Annotated in this window: 28 protein-coding genes; all 28 read right to left on the bottom strand. The window is 40.1% G+C overall.

Annotated elements, in window-relative coordinates:
- Nucleotides 1-65: 65 nt before the first annotated feature.
- The 28 genes from HT691_RS00870 to rpsS all read right to left on the bottom strand — a co-directional run bounded on the left by HT691_RS00870 (nt 66) and on the right by rpsS (nt 16,270).
- On the bottom strand, nt 66-758 hold the full coding sequence (locus tag HT691_RS00870) for a histidine phosphatase family protein (RefSeq protein WP_054388095.1): 693 nt from the start codon (nt 756-758) through the stop codon (nt 66-68).
- 232 nt (nt 759-990) lie between these two features.
- Nucleotides 991-2,457 (bottom strand): N-acetylmuramoyl-L-alanine amidase family protein, encoded by a 1,467-nt coding sequence (locus HT691_RS00875; protein ID WP_054388097.1) that lies wholly within the window; start codon nt 2,455-2,457, stop codon nt 991-993.
- A 17-nt stretch (nt 2,458-2,474) separates the two neighbouring features.
- On the bottom strand, nt 2,475-3,812 hold the full coding sequence (locus tag HT691_RS00880; protein WP_054388099.1) for a PFL family protein: 1,338 nt from the start codon (nt 3,810-3,812) through the stop codon (nt 2,475-2,477).
- 9 nt (nt 3,813-3,821) lie between these two features.
- Complete coding sequence (locus tag HT691_RS00885) at nt 3,822-4,088, bottom strand: ACT domain-containing protein (RefSeq protein WP_050207599.1); 267 nt, start codon at nt 4,086-4,088, stop codon at nt 3,822-3,824.
- Between the two features lie 264 nt (nt 4,089-4,352).
- On the bottom strand, nt 4,353-4,739 hold the full coding sequence (gene rplQ, locus HT691_RS00890) for a 50S ribosomal protein L17 (protein ID WP_000331493.1): 387 nt from the start codon (nt 4,737-4,739) through the stop codon (nt 4,353-4,355).
- An 11-nt stretch (nt 4,740-4,750) separates the two neighbouring features.
- Nucleotides 4,751-5,686, bottom strand: coding sequence for a DNA-directed RNA polymerase subunit alpha (locus HT691_RS00895; RefSeq protein WP_000568988.1), 936 nt, complete (start codon nt 5,684-5,686; stop codon nt 4,751-4,753).
- Between the two features lie 42 nt (nt 5,687-5,728).
- On the bottom strand, nt 5,729-6,112 hold the full coding sequence (gene rpsK / locus HT691_RS00900; RefSeq protein WP_001118385.1) for a 30S ribosomal protein S11: 384 nt from the start codon (nt 6,110-6,112) through the stop codon (nt 5,729-5,731).
- A gap of 17 nt (nt 6,113-6,129) precedes the next feature.
- Nucleotides 6,130-6,495, bottom strand: coding sequence for a 30S ribosomal protein S13 (gene rpsM, locus HT691_RS00905; RefSeq protein WP_000090781.1), 366 nt, complete (start codon nt 6,493-6,495; stop codon nt 6,130-6,132).
- A gap of 17 nt (nt 6,496-6,512) precedes the next feature.
- Nucleotides 6,513-6,629, bottom strand: a complete 117-nt coding sequence (gene rpmJ / locus HT691_RS00910; RefSeq protein ID WP_001808836.1) for a 50S ribosomal protein L36 — start codon at nt 6,627-6,629, stop codon at nt 6,513-6,515.
- A gap of 24 nt (nt 6,630-6,653) precedes the next feature.
- Entirely contained in the window at nt 6,654-6,872 is a 219-nt protein-coding gene (gene infA, locus HT691_RS11195) for a translation initiation factor IF-1 (RefSeq protein WP_001029883.1), read from the bottom strand.
- Between the two features lie 116 nt (nt 6,873-6,988).
- Nucleotides 6,989-7,627: an adenylate kinase gene (locus HT691_RS00920; RefSeq protein ID WP_001050436.1), complete on the bottom strand. Its 639-nt coding sequence runs from the start codon at nt 7,625-7,627 to the stop codon at nt 6,989-6,991.
- A 222-nt stretch (nt 7,628-7,849) separates the two neighbouring features.
- Nucleotides 7,850-9,160: a preprotein translocase subunit SecY gene (secY, locus tag HT691_RS00925; protein ID WP_000465393.1), complete on the bottom strand. Its 1,311-nt coding sequence runs from the start codon at nt 9,158-9,160 to the stop codon at nt 7,850-7,852.
- 12 nt (nt 9,161-9,172) lie between these two features.
- Nucleotides 9,173-9,613, bottom strand: a complete 441-nt coding sequence (gene rplO / locus HT691_RS00930) for a 50S ribosomal protein L15 (protein ID WP_000766086.1) — start codon at nt 9,611-9,613, stop codon at nt 9,173-9,175.
- 144 nt (nt 9,614-9,757) lie between these two features.
- On the bottom strand, nt 9,758-9,940 hold the full coding sequence (rpmD, locus tag HT691_RS00935) for a 50S ribosomal protein L30 (RefSeq protein WP_000057241.1): 183 nt from the start codon (nt 9,938-9,940) through the stop codon (nt 9,758-9,760).
- Nucleotides 9,941-9,953: 13 nt separating this feature from the next.
- Nucleotides 9,954-10,448: a 30S ribosomal protein S5 gene (gene rpsE, locus HT691_RS00940; RefSeq protein WP_000874202.1), complete on the bottom strand. Its 495-nt coding sequence runs from the start codon at nt 10,446-10,448 to the stop codon at nt 9,954-9,956.
- A 17-nt stretch (nt 10,449-10,465) separates the two neighbouring features.
- A complete protein-coding gene (gene rplR, locus HT691_RS00945) occupies nt 10,466-10,822 on the bottom strand; it encodes a 50S ribosomal protein L18 (protein ID WP_138705965.1) in 357 nt (118 codons plus the stop codon).
- 83 nt (nt 10,823-10,905) lie between these two features.
- Nucleotides 10,906-11,442, bottom strand: coding sequence for a 50S ribosomal protein L6 (gene rplF, locus HT691_RS00950; protein ID WP_000086622.1), 537 nt, complete (start codon nt 11,440-11,442; stop codon nt 10,906-10,908).
- A 187-nt stretch (nt 11,443-11,629) separates the two neighbouring features.
- Nucleotides 11,630-12,028, bottom strand: a complete 399-nt coding sequence (rpsH, locus tag HT691_RS00955) for a 30S ribosomal protein S8 (RefSeq protein ID WP_000245503.1) — start codon at nt 12,026-12,028, stop codon at nt 11,630-11,632.
- 285 nt (nt 12,029-12,313) lie between these two features.
- Nucleotides 12,314-12,583, bottom strand: a complete 270-nt coding sequence (rpsN, locus tag HT691_RS00960; RefSeq protein WP_001085703.1) for a 30S ribosomal protein S14 — start codon at nt 12,581-12,583, stop codon at nt 12,314-12,316.
- 17 nt (nt 12,584-12,600) lie between these two features.
- On the bottom strand, nt 12,601-13,143 hold the full coding sequence (gene rplE, locus HT691_RS00965; RefSeq protein ID WP_000013542.1) for a 50S ribosomal protein L5: 543 nt from the start codon (nt 13,141-13,143) through the stop codon (nt 12,601-12,603).
- A 23-nt stretch (nt 13,144-13,166) separates the two neighbouring features.
- Entirely contained in the window at nt 13,167-13,472 is a 306-nt protein-coding gene (gene rplX / locus HT691_RS00970; protein WP_000497691.1) for a 50S ribosomal protein L24, read from the bottom strand.
- A 182-nt stretch (nt 13,473-13,654) separates the two neighbouring features.
- The gene (gene rplN / locus HT691_RS00975) at nt 13,655-14,023 is read right to left on the bottom strand and encodes a 50S ribosomal protein L14 (protein ID WP_000616545.1); all 369 of its coding nucleotides are present in this window, start codon (nt 14,021-14,023) and stop codon (nt 13,655-13,657) included.
- A 25-nt stretch (nt 14,024-14,048) separates the two neighbouring features.
- A complete protein-coding gene (gene rpsQ, locus HT691_RS00980; RefSeq protein WP_000440801.1) occupies nt 14,049-14,309 on the bottom strand; it encodes a 30S ribosomal protein S17 in 261 nt (86 codons plus the stop codon).
- A gap of 24 nt (nt 14,310-14,333) precedes the next feature.
- Nucleotides 14,334-14,540 (bottom strand): 50S ribosomal protein L29, encoded by a 207-nt coding sequence (gene rpmC / locus HT691_RS00985; protein WP_000772918.1) that lies wholly within the window; start codon nt 14,538-14,540, stop codon nt 14,334-14,336.
- A gap of 9 nt (nt 14,541-14,549) precedes the next feature.
- Nucleotides 14,550-14,963, bottom strand: coding sequence for a 50S ribosomal protein L16 (rplP, locus tag HT691_RS00990; protein ID WP_000960946.1), 414 nt, complete (start codon nt 14,961-14,963; stop codon nt 14,550-14,552).
- 3 nt (nt 14,964-14,966) lie between these two features.
- Nucleotides 14,967-15,620 (bottom strand): 30S ribosomal protein S3, encoded by a 654-nt coding sequence (gene rpsC / locus HT691_RS00995; RefSeq protein ID WP_000529936.1) that lies wholly within the window; start codon nt 15,618-15,620, stop codon nt 14,967-14,969.
- Nucleotides 15,621-15,632: 12 nt separating this feature from the next.
- Nucleotides 15,633-15,977 (bottom strand): 50S ribosomal protein L22, encoded by a 345-nt coding sequence (gene rplV, locus HT691_RS01000; protein WP_000818137.1) that lies wholly within the window; start codon nt 15,975-15,977, stop codon nt 15,633-15,635.
- An 11-nt stretch (nt 15,978-15,988) separates the two neighbouring features.
- Nucleotides 15,989-16,270: a 30S ribosomal protein S19 gene (gene rpsS / locus HT691_RS01005; RefSeq protein WP_000533766.1), complete on the bottom strand. Its 282-nt coding sequence runs from the start codon at nt 16,268-16,270 to the stop codon at nt 15,989-15,991.
- Nucleotides 16,271-16,342: the final 72 nt, after the last annotated feature.

Here is a 16,342-nt window from a genome sequence, read left to right on the forward strand (position 1 = left end):
GAAGTCAGTAACCATACATGCGGCAAGACTACGTTGACGCGGTTTGAAGAGATTTTCGAAGAGTATTAAATAGAGGTCGCTTCCATCTTCTCCCATCCTAGCTCTCGGTAACTACAGTCACCAACAACCTCTACGCTAAACTGGCCGTTCTCATATTCAAGGATCGTCACGCTACCATTATCGAGGCCATGCGGATGCATACCATTGATCAGATAAACAATGGTTCCAATGGTCATTCCATGGCTGACGACAAGGGCGTTGCCCCCGCCTTGTTCTTCCATTTCTCTGGCAATCGCTTCAAAACCTTCCTTGATTCGACCACTGAGTTTTTCCCATCCTTCAGCCCAACCAGCTGTATCAACCTCTACCAAGCCCTCAGCCAGTTCCGCATAAGATAATTGGTGAACGTGGTCCACATTAAAGATACGAGGAATAATGCCCATGAAAAGATCGCCATCGTAGGCTCCATCAAAGCTACCAAAACACCATTCTCTGATACGCTTGTCCATGCGATAAGGGATTTTCCCTTGCAGTCCAAGCTCCTCAAGTATAATTCCCATAGTCTGAATGGTGCGACCAGAATCACTGGAATAAGCGCGCTCAAACTGTAGACCAGATTCTCGCAAACCGATTCCTAATTCTTGAATTCCTAGCTCACCTTCAGCTGTTAAGGGAGTATCACTCCAACCTTGCGCGCGACCAATCGTGTTAAACATGGTCTTGCCATGACGTACCAAATACAATCGTACTTTTACCATTTTCCGTCCTCCGTTTGCTTCTATTATATCATGGATGATAAAACAAAAGCCACCCAGACAGGTGACTTTTGCAGGAGATTATTATGAAAAAGTTTAGGAGTTCTATTAAATAAAGATATTAGATGAAAATCAAATTCAAACTAAATCAGTATTATCTGTTTCAAATAATATTAGGAGGTCTTTATTTAATGATTATAGTATACACAGCTAACCTTAAATAGAGCTTAAAAAATTATACCCATTCACCTTTTTCATTTACTTTATAGCCGTTAATGGTCATATTTTTTGCCAATTTCCCATCAGCTAACAAGTAATACCACTTATCTCCGTCTTTAATCCATTGATTACGAGCGTACTTACCATCTTGGTTCAGATAATACCAACTATCATACTGAGAATCAAATACCCACTCACTCTTAGCCATGTAACCGCCACGTTTTAGGTAGTATTCTCCCTGCCAAGCTTTCTCCACATAACTACCAGTTGAATCTACATAAAACCAGCTCTTATAGTCTTCATCATAAATCCATTCACTTGCAGCCATTGAAGCATCTGATTTTAGATAATAACGGCCTACCCAACGGTTTCTTACAAGATTGCCAGAAAGGTCATTATAGTACCATTTGCCAGACTCTTTAAACCACTTACTTGCTTGATGATTTTTCTTAGTCTCTCCATTAGAGGTAATAATAGCTTGAGATGAAGTTGAAACTGAGGATGAAGTTCCAGTAGAAACTGCTTGAATAGCTTCCTCTTTCGTAACCTTAGGCTTAACTTTGCCTTGGTAAACATCTTCGATACGCTTAGTAAAGACAGATAACTCTTCAGGGGATAACATGTGTCTTATTTCAGGTTCTTCCTTATATATTAGACCTGCTTCTTTATTAATTTTGTATTCCGCTTCTTTAACTATCTGAGCTATTTCTTTGAATAATTTAAGCTTGTCTGCACCTGAAAGACCAGCATCACTTCTTATATCTTCTCTTTGAATAAAAGCTACATCATTCAACTTTTCAATGTTTTTTTGCGTAGGAATTAAACTAGGACTCGATTTATCAACATTTTTATAAAAAGTTGATAAATTTTGAACATAATCTTTTAATGTTAAATTAGTATTATTTTCTGGATCGTAATCACCAAAATAATTACGGTCCCGAGGTATCGACCAGCCTGTTAATGGTCCGTAAAACATTTTTAAATCGCTAATTATTTTTTCCTTTTCTTCAGATGAGTATAAGTTACTATCTTTTTCTACTTGCTGAAGTAGTAAGTCATATTTTTTTATTCTAGCTATATCAAAAACATATCCTAAAAAGTTAGGCACATCACTTTTTATTCTATTGACAATTTCTTCGAATTCAAACGAATAATAGTAACCATTCTTTGAAAATCTATTTATATTTTCCTCTGTGACCTCAGCTAATCTTTTAACTACGACAGTCTTGAGTTTTAAGACATCATCATCTTTAAATTGTACAGTATTCCAATCAATGCCATCAATTTCTTCCAATAATTTTTTCTTCACTTGTTCAGAATAATTTCTAGCTACATTCTCTAAATCTGCTTGTGTTTTGTAAAAACTCTCATTACTAGAATCAATATCATTTTCTTGCGCATAAACTACTTGACTAGCAAAAGTTGGGACTAGTGAAGTCGACAGTCCTAAAGCTACTAAAGCATGTTTCATTTCTTTTTTCATGAATTTCTCCTATTTTCTTAATTTTTAAAACTATGAATTGGTGCTGGGATTTGTCCTCCACGAGAGATGAAATCAACAGACGAAGCTCCATTGACTTTCATAACAGGTGCAGTTCCTAATAGGCCACCAAACTCAATCATATCGCCTTCTTTTCCTTTTGGAATGATACGAACAGCTGTTGTTTTCATGTTAATGACACCAATTGCAGCCTCATCCGCAATCATAGCCGCAATGGTTTCAGCAGGTGTATCTTCTGGAATGGCAATCATATCCAAACCAACAGAACAGATAGCCGTCATGGCTTCTAGTTTTTCCAAATTAAGAGAGCCATTTTGCACTGCCGCAATCATACCCTCATCCTCAGAAACAGGGATAAAGGCACCAGACAAACCACCAACTTGGTTGCAGGCCATCACTCCACCCTTCTTAACTTGGTCATTCAAGAGAGCCAAGGCAGCCGTCGTTCCGTGTGTTCCAACTGTCTCTAGCCCCATTTCCTCAAGGACACGTGCCACAGAGTCTCCAACTGCAGGAGTTGGCGCCAAACTCAAGTCCACAATACCAAATTCCACACCCAGTCTTTCACTAGCCATCTGACCAACTAATTGACCGATACGAGTGATTTTGAAGGCAGTCTTCTTAACTGTTTCGGCTACTACATCAAAGCTCTGTCCACGAACTTTTTCCAAAGCACGTTTCACCACACCAGGACCGGAAACTCCGACATTGATGATAACATCTGCTTCTCCAACACCATGGAAGGCACCCGCCATAAATGGATTGTCCTCAACAGCATTAGCGAATACAACCAACTTAGCTGCCCCCATATCAGATAGAGTTGCCGTTTCCTTGATAACTCGTCCCATATCTGCGACAGCCGTCATATTGATACCAGACTTAGTTGATCCGATATTGACTGACGAGCAGACCTTATCCGTCTCAGCCAAAGCGCGAGGAATAGAATTGATGAGAATCTCATCTCCCTTTTGATAACCTTTTTGTACCAAGGCAGAGAAACCACCAATAAAGTCCACTCCAATCTCTTTCGCAGCCTTATCAAGCGCTTTTGCCAGAACCACGTAGTCCGTCGCATCTGTCGCTGCTCCAATCAGAGAAATAGGAGTCACCGATACACGCTTATTAACGATAGGGATTCCCAACTCAGCCGCAATTTCATCACCAACAGCCACTAAATTAGCGGCCTTGCTCGTAATCTTTCGATAAATTTTCTCTGCAGCACGATTGATATCTGGATCGATACAGTCCAGAAGGGAAATCCCCATGGTAATAGTTCTGATATCGAAGTTTTGCTCCTCAATCATGGAGATAGTTTCAGTAACTTGTCTAATATCCATATGCACCTCCTAGATATTATACATAGCTTCGAAAATCGCTGCACTCTGAATATTGATTTTCACATTCAAAATTTGCCCAAAAGTTTCAAACTCATTTCGCAGATAAGTAAAATCCTGCTTTTCATCACTAGATACAACAGCCATCATCGTGAAATATTCATCCAAAACAGTTTGAGAGATATCATCAATATTCAAACCCAATTCTGCAATTTTACCAGAAACACCTGCAACAATTCCAGATTTATCTTTACCGACAACAGTTATAATCGCTTTCATAAGCAAACTCCAATTCTTCTTAAAATAAGAAACCTGAACATTAAACAGGATTCTTTTCAAATAGTATAGCATAATTCTAACGAAAATACTCAAAAACGCCTGCTTACGAAGTTGTTCTTAAGCAAAAAACAATTTCGTAAACAAGCGTCTACTATCCCAACTTATGATGAGTGTTCCCGCTAGGACCGAAATCCTAGCGGTAGACCAGAGCTAGACTAAGAGCACAAGACTCCATCATCATAACACTCAACAAAATTGATGATTTTATACTAATTCGATGATCGCCATTGGCGCTGCATCACCACGACGTGGTTCAGTTTTAAGGATACGAGTGTATCCACCGTTACGTTCAGCATAACGAGGTGCGATTTCTGAGAACAATTTTTGAAGTGCTGTAGTAGAAGTGTACTTATCAGTTGCTTCATCATAGTTTTCAGATGCGATTTCATTACGTACGAAAGCAGCTGCTTGACGACGTGCATGCAAATCACCACGTTTACCTAGAGTAATCATTTTTTCAACAGTTTTACGGATTTCTTTAGCACGAGCTTCAGTTGTCACGATTGATTCGTTGATCAAAAGGTCAGTTGTCAAATCGCGAAGCATTGCTTTACGTTGTGAGCTAGTGCGTCCTAGTTTACGGTAAGCCATGTATTCCTCCTTTATTTATCTTTTAATCCAAGACCCAAATCAATGAGTTTGAGTTTCACTTCTTCCAAACTCTTGCGTCCAAGATTTCGTACTTTCATCATCTCTGCTTCAGATTTTTCTGTCAAATCATGCACAGTATTGATACCGGCACGTTTCAAACAGTTGTATGAACGCACAGACAAGTCCAGTTCCTCAATCGTACGATCCAAAATACGATCGTCAGATTCAGTATCAGCTTCTTTCATCACTTCAGTTGACTTAGCAATCTCAGTAAGATTTGTAAACAAATCAAGATGTTCTGTCAAAATACGTGCTGAAAGCCCTAAAGCATCTTCTGGAATAATTGTTCCATTTGTCAAGATTTCAAGGGTTAGTTTGTCAAATCCATCATTGCTACCTACACGAGCAGGTTCCACTTGATAGTTGACTTTTGTAACTGGTGTATAAATAGAATCTACAGCAAGTGTTCCAACTGGTGCATTATCCTTTTTATTTTCATCAGCAGGTACATATCCACGACCACTGTTAACAGTCATAGTCGCTTTTAGGGAAGAACCTTCACCGATTGTAAAGAGATAATGATCTGGATTTACAATTTCAATATCGCTATCTGTCAAAATGTCACCAGCTGTTACTTCAGCAGGACCTTCAACATCTAGTTCGATGATTTTTTCGTCTTCAACGTACGATTTCACTGCAATTCCTTTAATGTTCAGAATGATTTGCATCACGTCTTCACGAACACCTGGAACTGTGTCAAACTCATGTAACACACCATCAATATTGATAGATGTCACAGCTGCTCCTGGTAGAGAAGCTAGAAGTACACGACGAAGAGAGTTACCAAGAGTTGTACCGTAGCCACGTTCAAGTGGTTCGATTACAAACTTGCCATAATCTTTATTTTCATCAATTTTTGTTATATTTGGTTTTTCAAACTCGATCATTTAGTTACTCCCTCTTAAACGAAAAGCAGTGTAATGCGATGATTATACACGGCGACGTTTTGGAGGACGAGCACCATTGTGTGGCACTGGAGTCACATCACGAATTGCTGTTACTTCAAGACCAGCGGCAGCAAGCGCACGAATAGCTGACTCACGACCAGAACCTGGACCTTTTACAGTAACTTCAACTGATTTAAGACCGTGTTCTTGTGCAGATTTAGCAGCAGCTTCAGAAGCCATTTGAGCAGCGAATGGTGTAGATTTACGAGAACCTTTGAAACCAAGAGCACCAGCTGATGACCAAGCAATTGCATTACCATGCACATCAGTAATCATAACAATAGTGTTATTAAATGTAGCGTGAATATGAGCAATACCAGATTCGATATTCTTTTTCACACGACGTTTACGTGTTGGTTTAGCCAAGACTTTTACCTCCTATATTATTTTTTCTTACCAGCAATCGCAACAGCTTTACCTTTACGAGTGCGAGCGTTGTTTTTAGTGTTTTGTCCACGGACAGGAAGTCCACGACGATGACGGATACCACGGTATGAACCGATTTCCATCAAACGTTTGATGTTCAAGTTTACTTCACGACGAAGGTCACCTTCAACTTTGATTGCATCCACTTCACGACGGATAGCATCTTCTTGATCTGATGTAAGATCACGTACACGAACATCTTCTGAGATTCCAGCAGCAGCCAAAATTTTCTTAGATGTTGCAAGTCCGATACCATAAACATAAGTCAATGAGATTACTACGCGTTTGTCATTTGGAATGTCAACTCCAGCAATACGAGCCATGTTTTCTCCTTTCTATCTTATCCTTGACGTTGTTTGTGTTTTGGATTTGCTGGGCAAATTACCATAACACGACCATTACGACGAATAACTTTACAGTATTCGCAAATTGGTTTGACCGATGGTCTTACTTTCATTTCTTATCCCTCCAAGTTTTTCGATTATTTAAAGCGGTAAGTGATACGTCCACGTGTCAAGTCATATGGACTCATTTCGACAGTAACACGATCTCCCGCTAAAATACGAATATAGTTTTTACGAATTTTACCAGAAACTGTTGCTAAAATCTGATGTCCATTTTCAAGTTCAACCGTAAACATTGCATTCGGCATTGTATCAACTACTTTGCCTTCAACTTCAATCACATCGTCTTTTGCCACGCAAAAGCACCTCCATAATTTTCGATTCGATGCCTCTAGACACAGAGACAACAATTATAAGTCAGACTATCTCAGTATAACATTTGTAGCGGATTTTTGCAAGTGTGAAAAGCGCTTTATTTCAAATTTGTCAATACTTTTTCGATATCTGAGAAGACATCATTGATATCTTGATTACCTTCGATGTCATGAACCAAACCTTTGGCACGGTAGTGAGCAATGATTGGTTCTCCTTGAGCAATATTAACGTCCAATCGACGTTTTACTGTCTCAGGTTTATCATCTTCACGTTGGTAGTAATCTTCTTCTTTATAGTCAACTGGTGGGTTAAAGACCTTGTGGAAAGTTTCTCCAGTTACGCGGTGGATGATACGACCACTCAAACGTTCCAAGAGGCTATCTGGATTCACTTCAATATTGATGACGCCTTCTAGTTCAATGCCAAGTTCAGCCAATGTTTTGTCCAAGGCATGAGCTTGTTCGATTGTACGTGGGTAACCATCCAACAAGAATCCTGTTTCTTTAATATCATCTTGTGAAAGACGTTCTTTTACGATTCCATTTGTAACTTCATCAGGAACTAATTCACCCTTGTCAATATATGACTTAGCAAGAACACCCATTTCAGTTTGATTTGCCATTGCAGCGCGGAACATATCACCTGTTGAGATATGTGCAACATGGAATTGTTCTACGATTTTTGCTGCTTGAGTTCCCTTACCTGCACCAGGTAAGCCCATAATCAAAAGATTCATGATTTGATCTCCTTATTTTATTTTTAAATAGAAGCAAAAAGTCTTTTCACCCCTATTTAAAAACAAAATAGAAGAGGGGAGATCCAACTCTTACAAATGTCAGAGTTTAAACCTCCACTCCCTCAGCATTTACTGCTTCATACTCAATGAAAATCNNTTTGAGGTTGCAGATAAAGCTGACGTGGTTTGAATTTGATTTTCGAAGAGTATCAGTAAATACTTTTATTCTGTTCTGTCCATGAAACCAACATACTTACGTTTCAATAGGTAACCCTCCAATTGCTTGATTCCTTCGATACCTGTAGAGATAATGATCAAGAGACTTGTTCCACCAAAGGCAACAACATCAGAAAGACCAAATACATCTTTAGCTGCAATCGGTAAAATGGAAATCACACCAAGGAAGAGGGAACCAACCGTTGCAAGACGACGAAGAAGTTTAGACATATATTCTTCTGTACCTTTACCAGGACGAACTCCATGGATATAGGCACCGCTCTTTTGTAGGTTCTCTGCCGCTTTTTCAGGATTAATCTGTACAAACGTATAGAAGAATGTAAAGAGAATAATCAACAAAGCATACATGGCAATACCAGTTGGAGAAGTGGTTGCCAACATCTCTTGTGCTACCCTTACCCAAGCCCAATCATGACCTGTGGCGCTCAAAAACTGAAGAATCGCCGCAGGCGCTGCAGTAATGGAACTGGCAAAGATAACAGGGATAACTCCAGCAGGGTTTACCTTCAATGGAAGGTAAGAGCTAGATGGAGCACCTTGTGCAACCTTAGTATATTGGATTGGAATTTTGTATTCTGCTTGTTGAACATAAGTTGTAAAGTAAATGATCAACAATACAGTAATAATCAAAATGATTACGAAAATGATAGATGAAGTGATCCGGCTACTTGGGACGTTCACAAAGTAGTCCACATAGATGCCCTGAATCATCTCTGGAATTGAGGCAACAATCCCGGCAAAGATAATCATAGAAACACCATTTCCGTATCCCTTATCTGTAATTTGCTCTCCCAACCAAGTGACAATCATACTACCAGCTGTTAAGATGATACCAATCGTCAGAAAAACTTGGGGAGTTAAAGCAGTTTTAATCAATTGAGCTCCAGCCAAGGTATTAAAACCAGCTGTAATCCCGATAGATTGCACAAAGGCTAGACCAAGGGCAATATAACGAGTAGCTTGGTTCAATTTTCTTCGACCTACTTCCCCTTGTTTTCCCCACTCTACAAATTTCGGTAAAATATCCATTTGTAAGAGTTGGACAACGATAGAAGCAGTAATATAGGGACTAACTCCTAGGGCAAAAATCGAAAAGTTTTTTAGGGCATTCCCCGACACCAAGCTCAACATGTTTAAGAAGGATAATCCACTTAAAGCATTCAAGCTATTGGCATTCACACCAGGAACTGTAATGCTAGTTCCGATACGAAAGACCAAAACGATAAAAATTGTAAATAAAATTTTTGATCGAACCTGCTTGACTTTAAGAGCTTCTCTTAATAATTTAAAAAACATAGGTCACCTCTCTTAGATGACTTCTACTGAACCACCTTTAGCAGTGATAGCTTCTTCAGCTGATTTAGAGAATTTAGCTGCTTTCACAGTCAATTTCTTAATCAACTCACCGTTACCAAGAATTTTAATACCTGACTTTTCAGCTTTAACAATTCCTGCTTCGATAAGAACAACTGGAGTTACTTCAGCACCATCTTCAAAGACGTTCAATTGGTCAAGGTTCACAATTGCGTATTCTTTAGCGTTGATGTTAGTGAATCCACGTTTTGGAAGACGACGGAACAATGGAGTTTGTCCACCTTCAAAACCAAGGCGAACTCCGCCACCGCTACGAGCTTTTTGACCTTTTTGACCACGACCAGATGTTTTACCGTTACCTGATGAAGTACCACGACCAACGCGGTTACGTACTTTACGAGAACCTTCTGCAGGTTTCAATTCATGAAGTTTCATTTTTATTTTCTCCTCTTTTGTAAAATGCTAGCGCCGATAAGGGAGAAAAGGTTGTCTCCCCCATCAACTCGCCTATACGACGTCATCATAGATGACTATATCTAGTTTTAGGGGATGGTATAGTGCACATCCCCTAAAAATTCATTAGTTTACTTCTTCAACTGTTACCAAGTGAGATACTGCAGTGATCATACCACGGATAGCAGCGTTATCTTCTTTAATAACAGAGCTGTTCAATTTGCCAAGTCCAAGTGCTACAACAGTTTTACGTTGTGATGGAATGCGTCCGATTGGAGACTTAGTCAAAGTAATTTTAATTTGAGCCATTTTATCCCCTTTCTTATGCCAAATCAGAAACTGAAATACCACGAAGGGCAGCAACTTCTTCAGCGCGTTTCAATTGTTTCAAACCTTCAACAGTTGCACGAACAATGTTGATTGGAGTGTTAGAACCAAGTGATTTAGATGTAATATCTGCCACACCTGCCAATTCCACAACGGCACGAACTGCACCACCAGCGGCAACTCCAGAACCTTCTACAGCAGGTTTCAACAATACTTTAGCTCCACCGAATTCTGAAAGAACTTCGTGTGGGATTGTTGTTCCAACCATAGGAACTTCGATCAAGTTTTTCTTAGCATCATCTACTGCTTTACGGATTGCTTCTGGAACTTCTTGAGCTTTACCAGTACCAAATCCTACGCGACCGTTGTGGTCACCAACAACAACAAGAGCTGCGAAACGAAGACGACGTCCACCTTTAACAACTTTTGTAACACGATTGACAGCAACTACGCGTTCTTCTAATTCAACTGCATTGTCTTTAAATGCCATTTTCTAGTGTCCTCCTATTAGAATTTCAATCCGTTTTCACGAGCTGCATCAGCCAAAGCTTTCACACGTCCGTGATATAGATATCCACCGCGGTCGAACACCACTTCTGAAATACCTTTAGCGTTTGCACGTTCTGCAACGAGTTTACCGACAACAACAGCTTGTTCAGTTTTAGTTCCTTTTGAAACTTCTTTATCAAGAGTTGAAGCACTTGCGAGCGTTACACCCGCTACGTCATCAATCACTTGAGCGTAGATGCCTGTATTAGAACGGAATACGTTCAAACGTGGGCGATCAGCAGTTCCAGAGAGTTTTCCGCGAACGCGACGGTGGCGTTTTTGGCGGAGTTTGTTTTTATCTGGTTTTGAAATCACAGTTTTCACCTCTTTAGTTTTAAATCGTGTGCTATGCACAAAGTTGGAAAATAGGTTGGTGGTTGAGAATCAACCACTCAACATTATTTACCTGTTTTACCTTCTTTACGGCGAACGAATTCACCAACGTAACGGATACCTTTACCTTTATATGGTTCTGGTGAACGAAGGCTACGTACGTAAGCAGCTGTTTGACCAACTACTTCTTTTGAAATTCCGCTAACAACGATTGTTGTTGGGTTTGGAAGTTCAAAAGTAATTCCTTCTGGAGCTTCAACTTCGTCTGGATGAGATTTACCAACAGCCAAAACAAGTTTAGATCCTTGAAGTTGTGCACGGTAACCAACCCCGCGCATTTCAAGTTCTTTCTTGAATCCTTCTGATACACCAACAACCATGTTGTTCAAAAGGGCACGAGTAGTTCCGTGGATAGTTTTCATTTCTTTTGAATCGTTTGGACGGTGAAGAGTTACTTCAGTACCTTCCACACGGATTTCAATATCTTTTGAGAACTCACGAGTAAGTTCTCCTTTAGGTCCTTTTACAGTTACAAGGTTGTCATTGTTAGTGATTTCAACACCAGCAGGCAACACGATAACTTTATTACCAATACGTGACATGTTTATTTTCTCCTGTTAAATTGTCAGGCCAGAACGGCCAGTTTTCACGGGGCTAAATCGATTTCTCGATTTAAAGGAACATTTAGGTTTCAATTTCAAAGTGAATCTAGGCATCGTCTCGCAGGCATAACTTTGGGTTAGGCAAGAGACGATAACGAAGAGTCACAAAGAAATTGGGAGCTAAATATTACCAAACGTAAGCGATAACCTCACCACCAACATTCTTTTGGCGTGCTTCTTTATCAGTAAGCAAACCTTCAGAAGTTGAAAGGATAGCAATTCCAAGTCCGTTAAGAACTTTTGGAAGGTCTTCACGTTTTTTGTAGACACGAAGTCCTGGTTTAGAAATACGTTTCAAGTTAGTGATAACTTTTTCACCGTTTGGTCCGTATTTAAGAAATACACGGATGATGCCTTGTTTGTCATCTTCGATGATTTCAACGTTTTTTACAAAACCTTCGCGTTTAAGGATTTCAGCAATCCCTTTTTTGATGTTTGATGCAGGTACTTCAAGTACTTCGTGTTTAGCTTGGTTAGCGTTACGAATACGAGTTAGGAAGTCTGCGATTGGGTCAGTCATAACCATTTTGTTTTTCTCCTCTTACTAGTAGTTTGCAAGTTGCACTTGCTAGTTAATACATGATACAAAGAGCGTAACAGCAAGAGCAAAAATAGGCAATTTGATGCAGGAGCGATGCTCCAAAGAAAATTGGTCTTTTTTTGCCAAAGCTGTAGCTCGTGTTCAAATTGGCTAGCCCAACTGAACCCGGGCTAAACTCTGTGTGAAAAAGATAAACTTTCCTAGAAACCTCAGTTTCTTCGTCAAGTTTCCTATTTTCACTTAGAGTTTTGACGCCCTTGATATCTTAAATTACCAAGATGCTTTTGTTACACCAGGAATTTGACCTTTATGCGCAAGTTCGCGAAAAGCGATACGACTCAGACCAAATTTGCGGTAAACTGAATGTGGGCGCCCCGTAACTCTACAACGATTATGTAAACGAGTCGGTGAGGCGTTGCGAGGTAATTTAGATAAACCTTCATAGTCCCCTGCTGCCTTTAATGCAGCACGTTTTTCAGCATAACGGTCAACAATTTTTTGGCGTTTAGCCTCTCTAGCTACCATTGATTTTTTAGCCATTAGATTTACCTCCTATATTATTTTGCAAAAGGCATTCCAAGGCCTGTAAGCAATGCACGTGACTCTTCGTCAGTGTTAGCAGTTGTTACGATAACAATGTCAAGACCACGAGTTTTGTCAACGTCATCGAAGTTGATTTCTGGGAAAATCAATTGTTCTTTCACACCAAGTGTATAGTTTCCGCGTCCATCAAATGATTTTGTTGGAACACCGTGGAAGTCACGTACACGTGGAAGTGAAACTGAAACCAATTTATCCAAGAATTCGTACATCCGTTCACCACGAAGGGTAACTTTTGCACCGATCGCAACACCTTCACGAAGACGGAAGCCGGCGATTGATTTTTTAGCTTTAGTGATAAGTGGTTTTTGACCTGAGATAAGTGCCAATTCTTCAGCAGCTTTTTCAAGGCTTTTAGCGTTTGATACAGCTTCACCAACACCCATGTTCAAAACGATCTTATCTACTTTAGGCACAGCCATCACTGATGAGTAGTTGAATTGTTCTGTCAAAGCAGGAACTACTTCATTAAGATATTTTTCTTTTAAACGATTTGCCATTATACTTCTCCTTTCCTTCGTGATTAATCAAGCACTTCGCCTGATTTTTTGTTGTAGCGAACTTTTTTACCGTCTACAAATTTGTAACCAACACGACCAGCTACACCATTTTTGTCCAAAACTTGAACGTTTGATACATGGATAGCTGCTTCTTTCTCGATGATACCACCTTGAGGAAGCTCGTTAGTTGGACGTTGGTGTTTCTTAACGATGTTAACACCTTCAACGATAACTTTGTTTACTTTTGGAAGGGCAGTAAGGACAACAGCTTCTGTTCCCTTATCTTTACCAGCGATTACGCGAACTTTGTCGCCTTTTTTTACAAACATTAGGTTTCTCCTTGATTTTTCTTACGCCCATAAGGGCACCCTAGCTTGAAGCTAGGGGACTAGTTTGTTTGTTTTTGCTCTTCGAAAATCAAAGCAATCCTTCGTCAGTTTCAACTCACCTAACTTAAGTTATGCTTTCGTTTTACTTCCTAGACTTGTTTTAATTTTCTTTGAGCAACCAATTAAAGTACTTCTGGAGCAAGTGACACGATCTTCATGAAGCCACCTTCACGCAATTCACGTGCAACTGGGCCAAAGATACGTGTTCCGCGAGGAGTTTTGTCTTCACGGATGATAACTGCTGCGTTTTCGTCAAATTTGATGTATGAACCATCAGCACGACGAGCACCTGATTTAGTACGAACGATAACTGCTTTAACAACGTCACCTTTTTTAACCGCACCACCAGGAGTAGCTTGTTTTACAGATGCCACGATAACATCACCGATGTTTGCAAATTTACGTCCTGAACCACCAAGAACTTTGATAGTCAAGATTTCGCGAGCACCGCTGTTGTCTGCGACTTTCAAACGAGTTTCTGTTTGAATCATTTCAGTTTTCTCCTTTCAGGTTTGATTAGATGATGACCGCTTCTTCAACAACTTCTACAAGACGGAAACGTTTTGTAGCTGAAAGCGGGCGAGTTTCCATGATACGTACGATATCGCCTTCTTTGGCAACATTGTTTTCATCATGAGCTTTATATTTTTTAGAGTAGTTAATACGTTTACCATAGACTGGGTGGTTACGTTTTGTTTCAACTACAACTGTGATTGTCTTGTCCATTTTGTCAGATACAACACGTCCAACAAGAACTTTACGATTATTGCGTTCCATTGAAATTTCTCCTTCCCTAGTCTATTATTTCGCTTCAGATTGAACTGTTTTGATACGAGCGATTTGTTTTTTAACTTCTTTCAAGCGAGCTGTTTGTTCCAATTGACCAGTAGCAGCTTGGAAACGAAGTTCAAACAATTCTTTTTTCAATTCGTTTTCGCGCTTCGCGAGTTCTTCTTGAGAAAGACCACGAAGTTCTTTAACAAATTCTTTTACTTCATTAAGTTTCATGCCTTCTCCTTATTCTGCTTCACGTTTTACGAATTTACATTTAACTGGCAATTTGTGGCTAGCAAGTCGAAGCGCTTCACGTGCAATCTCTTCAGATACACCAGCGATTTCGAACATCACTTTACCACGTTTAACTGGTGCTACCCAACCTTCAGGTGCCCCTTTACCAGATCCCATACGCACACCGATAGCTTTAGCAGTGTATGATTTGTGTGGGAAGATTTTAATCCAAACTTTACCACCACGTTTCATGTAACGAGTCATGGCGATACGAGCAGCTTCGATTTGGCGGTTAGTGATCCAGTGGCTAGTTGTAGCTTGAAGACCGTATTCACCGAATGCTACTTCTTTTCCACCTTTTGCTTCACCGCGCATTTTTCCACGGAACTCACGACGGTGTTTAACACGTTTAGGTACTAACATTGGTTATTTACCTCCTTTAGTGTTTTTACGAGCTGGAAGAACTTCACCACGGTAGATCCATACTTTAACACCAAGTTTACCGTATGTAGTATCTGCTTCTTCCCAAGCGTAATCGATATCTGCACGAAGTGTGTGAAGCGGAACAGTTCCTTCAGAGTATCCTTCAGCACGGGCGATATCTGCACCGTTCAAACGACCTGATACTTGAGTTTTGATTCCTTTAGCTCCAGCACGCATTGCACGTTGGATTGCTTGTTTTTGTGCACGACGGAAAGCAACACGTTGCTCCAATTGACGAGCAATTCCTTCACCTACAAGGTGAGCATCCAAATCAGGTTGTTTGATTTCGATGATGTTGATGTGTACTTGTTTTCCAGTCAATTTGTTAAGTTTTGCACGGAGTGCATCAACGTTAGCACCACCTTTACCGATAACCATACCTGGTTTAGCAGTGTGAAGTGAAACGTTAACTTTGTTTACTGCGCGTTCGATTTCAATAGTTGAAACTGCTGCGTCAGCAAGTTCTTTTTGAACGAATTTACGGATTGCAAGATCTTCATGAAGGTAATCCGCGTATTCTTTTTCAGCATACCATTTGGCATCCCAATCACGGATGATGCCGACACGCATACCAATTGGATGTACTTTTTGACCCACGATTTTACCTCCTTATTTTTCTGCAACAGCTACAGTGATGTGAGCTGTACGTTTGTTGATTGGTGAAGCTGAACCTTTCGCACGTGGACGGAAACGTTTCATAGTTGGTCCTTCGTTTGCGAATGCTTCAGATACTACCAAATTAGCTTTATCCAAACCAAAGTTGTTTTCAGCGTTAGCTACAGCTGAGTTCAAAACTTTCAAGATGATTTCAGCAGCTTTGTTTGGAGTGAATGTCAAGATTGCGATTGCATCGGCTACGCTTTTACCACGGATGTTATCAAGAACAAGACGTGATTTACGAGGTGAAACACGTACTGTACGAGCCATTGCTTTAGCTGAAGTAATTTCTGCCATTTATGTTCTCCTTATTTTCTACGTGTTTTCTTGTCGTCTGCAGCGTGACCTTTGTAAGTACGAGTTGGTGCAAATTCACCAAGTTTGTGACCTACCATGTCTTCTTGGATGTAAACAGGTACGTGTTTACGTCCGTCATAAACTGCAATAGTGTAACCAATGAAACTTGGGAAGATCGTTGAACGACGTGACCAAGTTTTAATAACTTTTTTCTTTTCGTCGTTAGCTTGAGCTTCAACTTTTTTCATCAAATGCTCATCGACGAAAGGTCCTTTTTTAAGACTGCGTCCCATTTTTATATTTTCTCCTTTAAATGTTGTACCACAGCGGCTTGCGCTCACATGGAGCGCTACCGAGCTGGCGGA

It is taken from the genome of Streptococcus sp. 477 (genome assembly GCF_013277295.1).
In the GTDB taxonomy this organism is placed as follows: Bacteria; Bacillota; Bacilli; order Lactobacillales; family Streptococcaceae; genus Streptococcus; species Streptococcus pseudopneumoniae.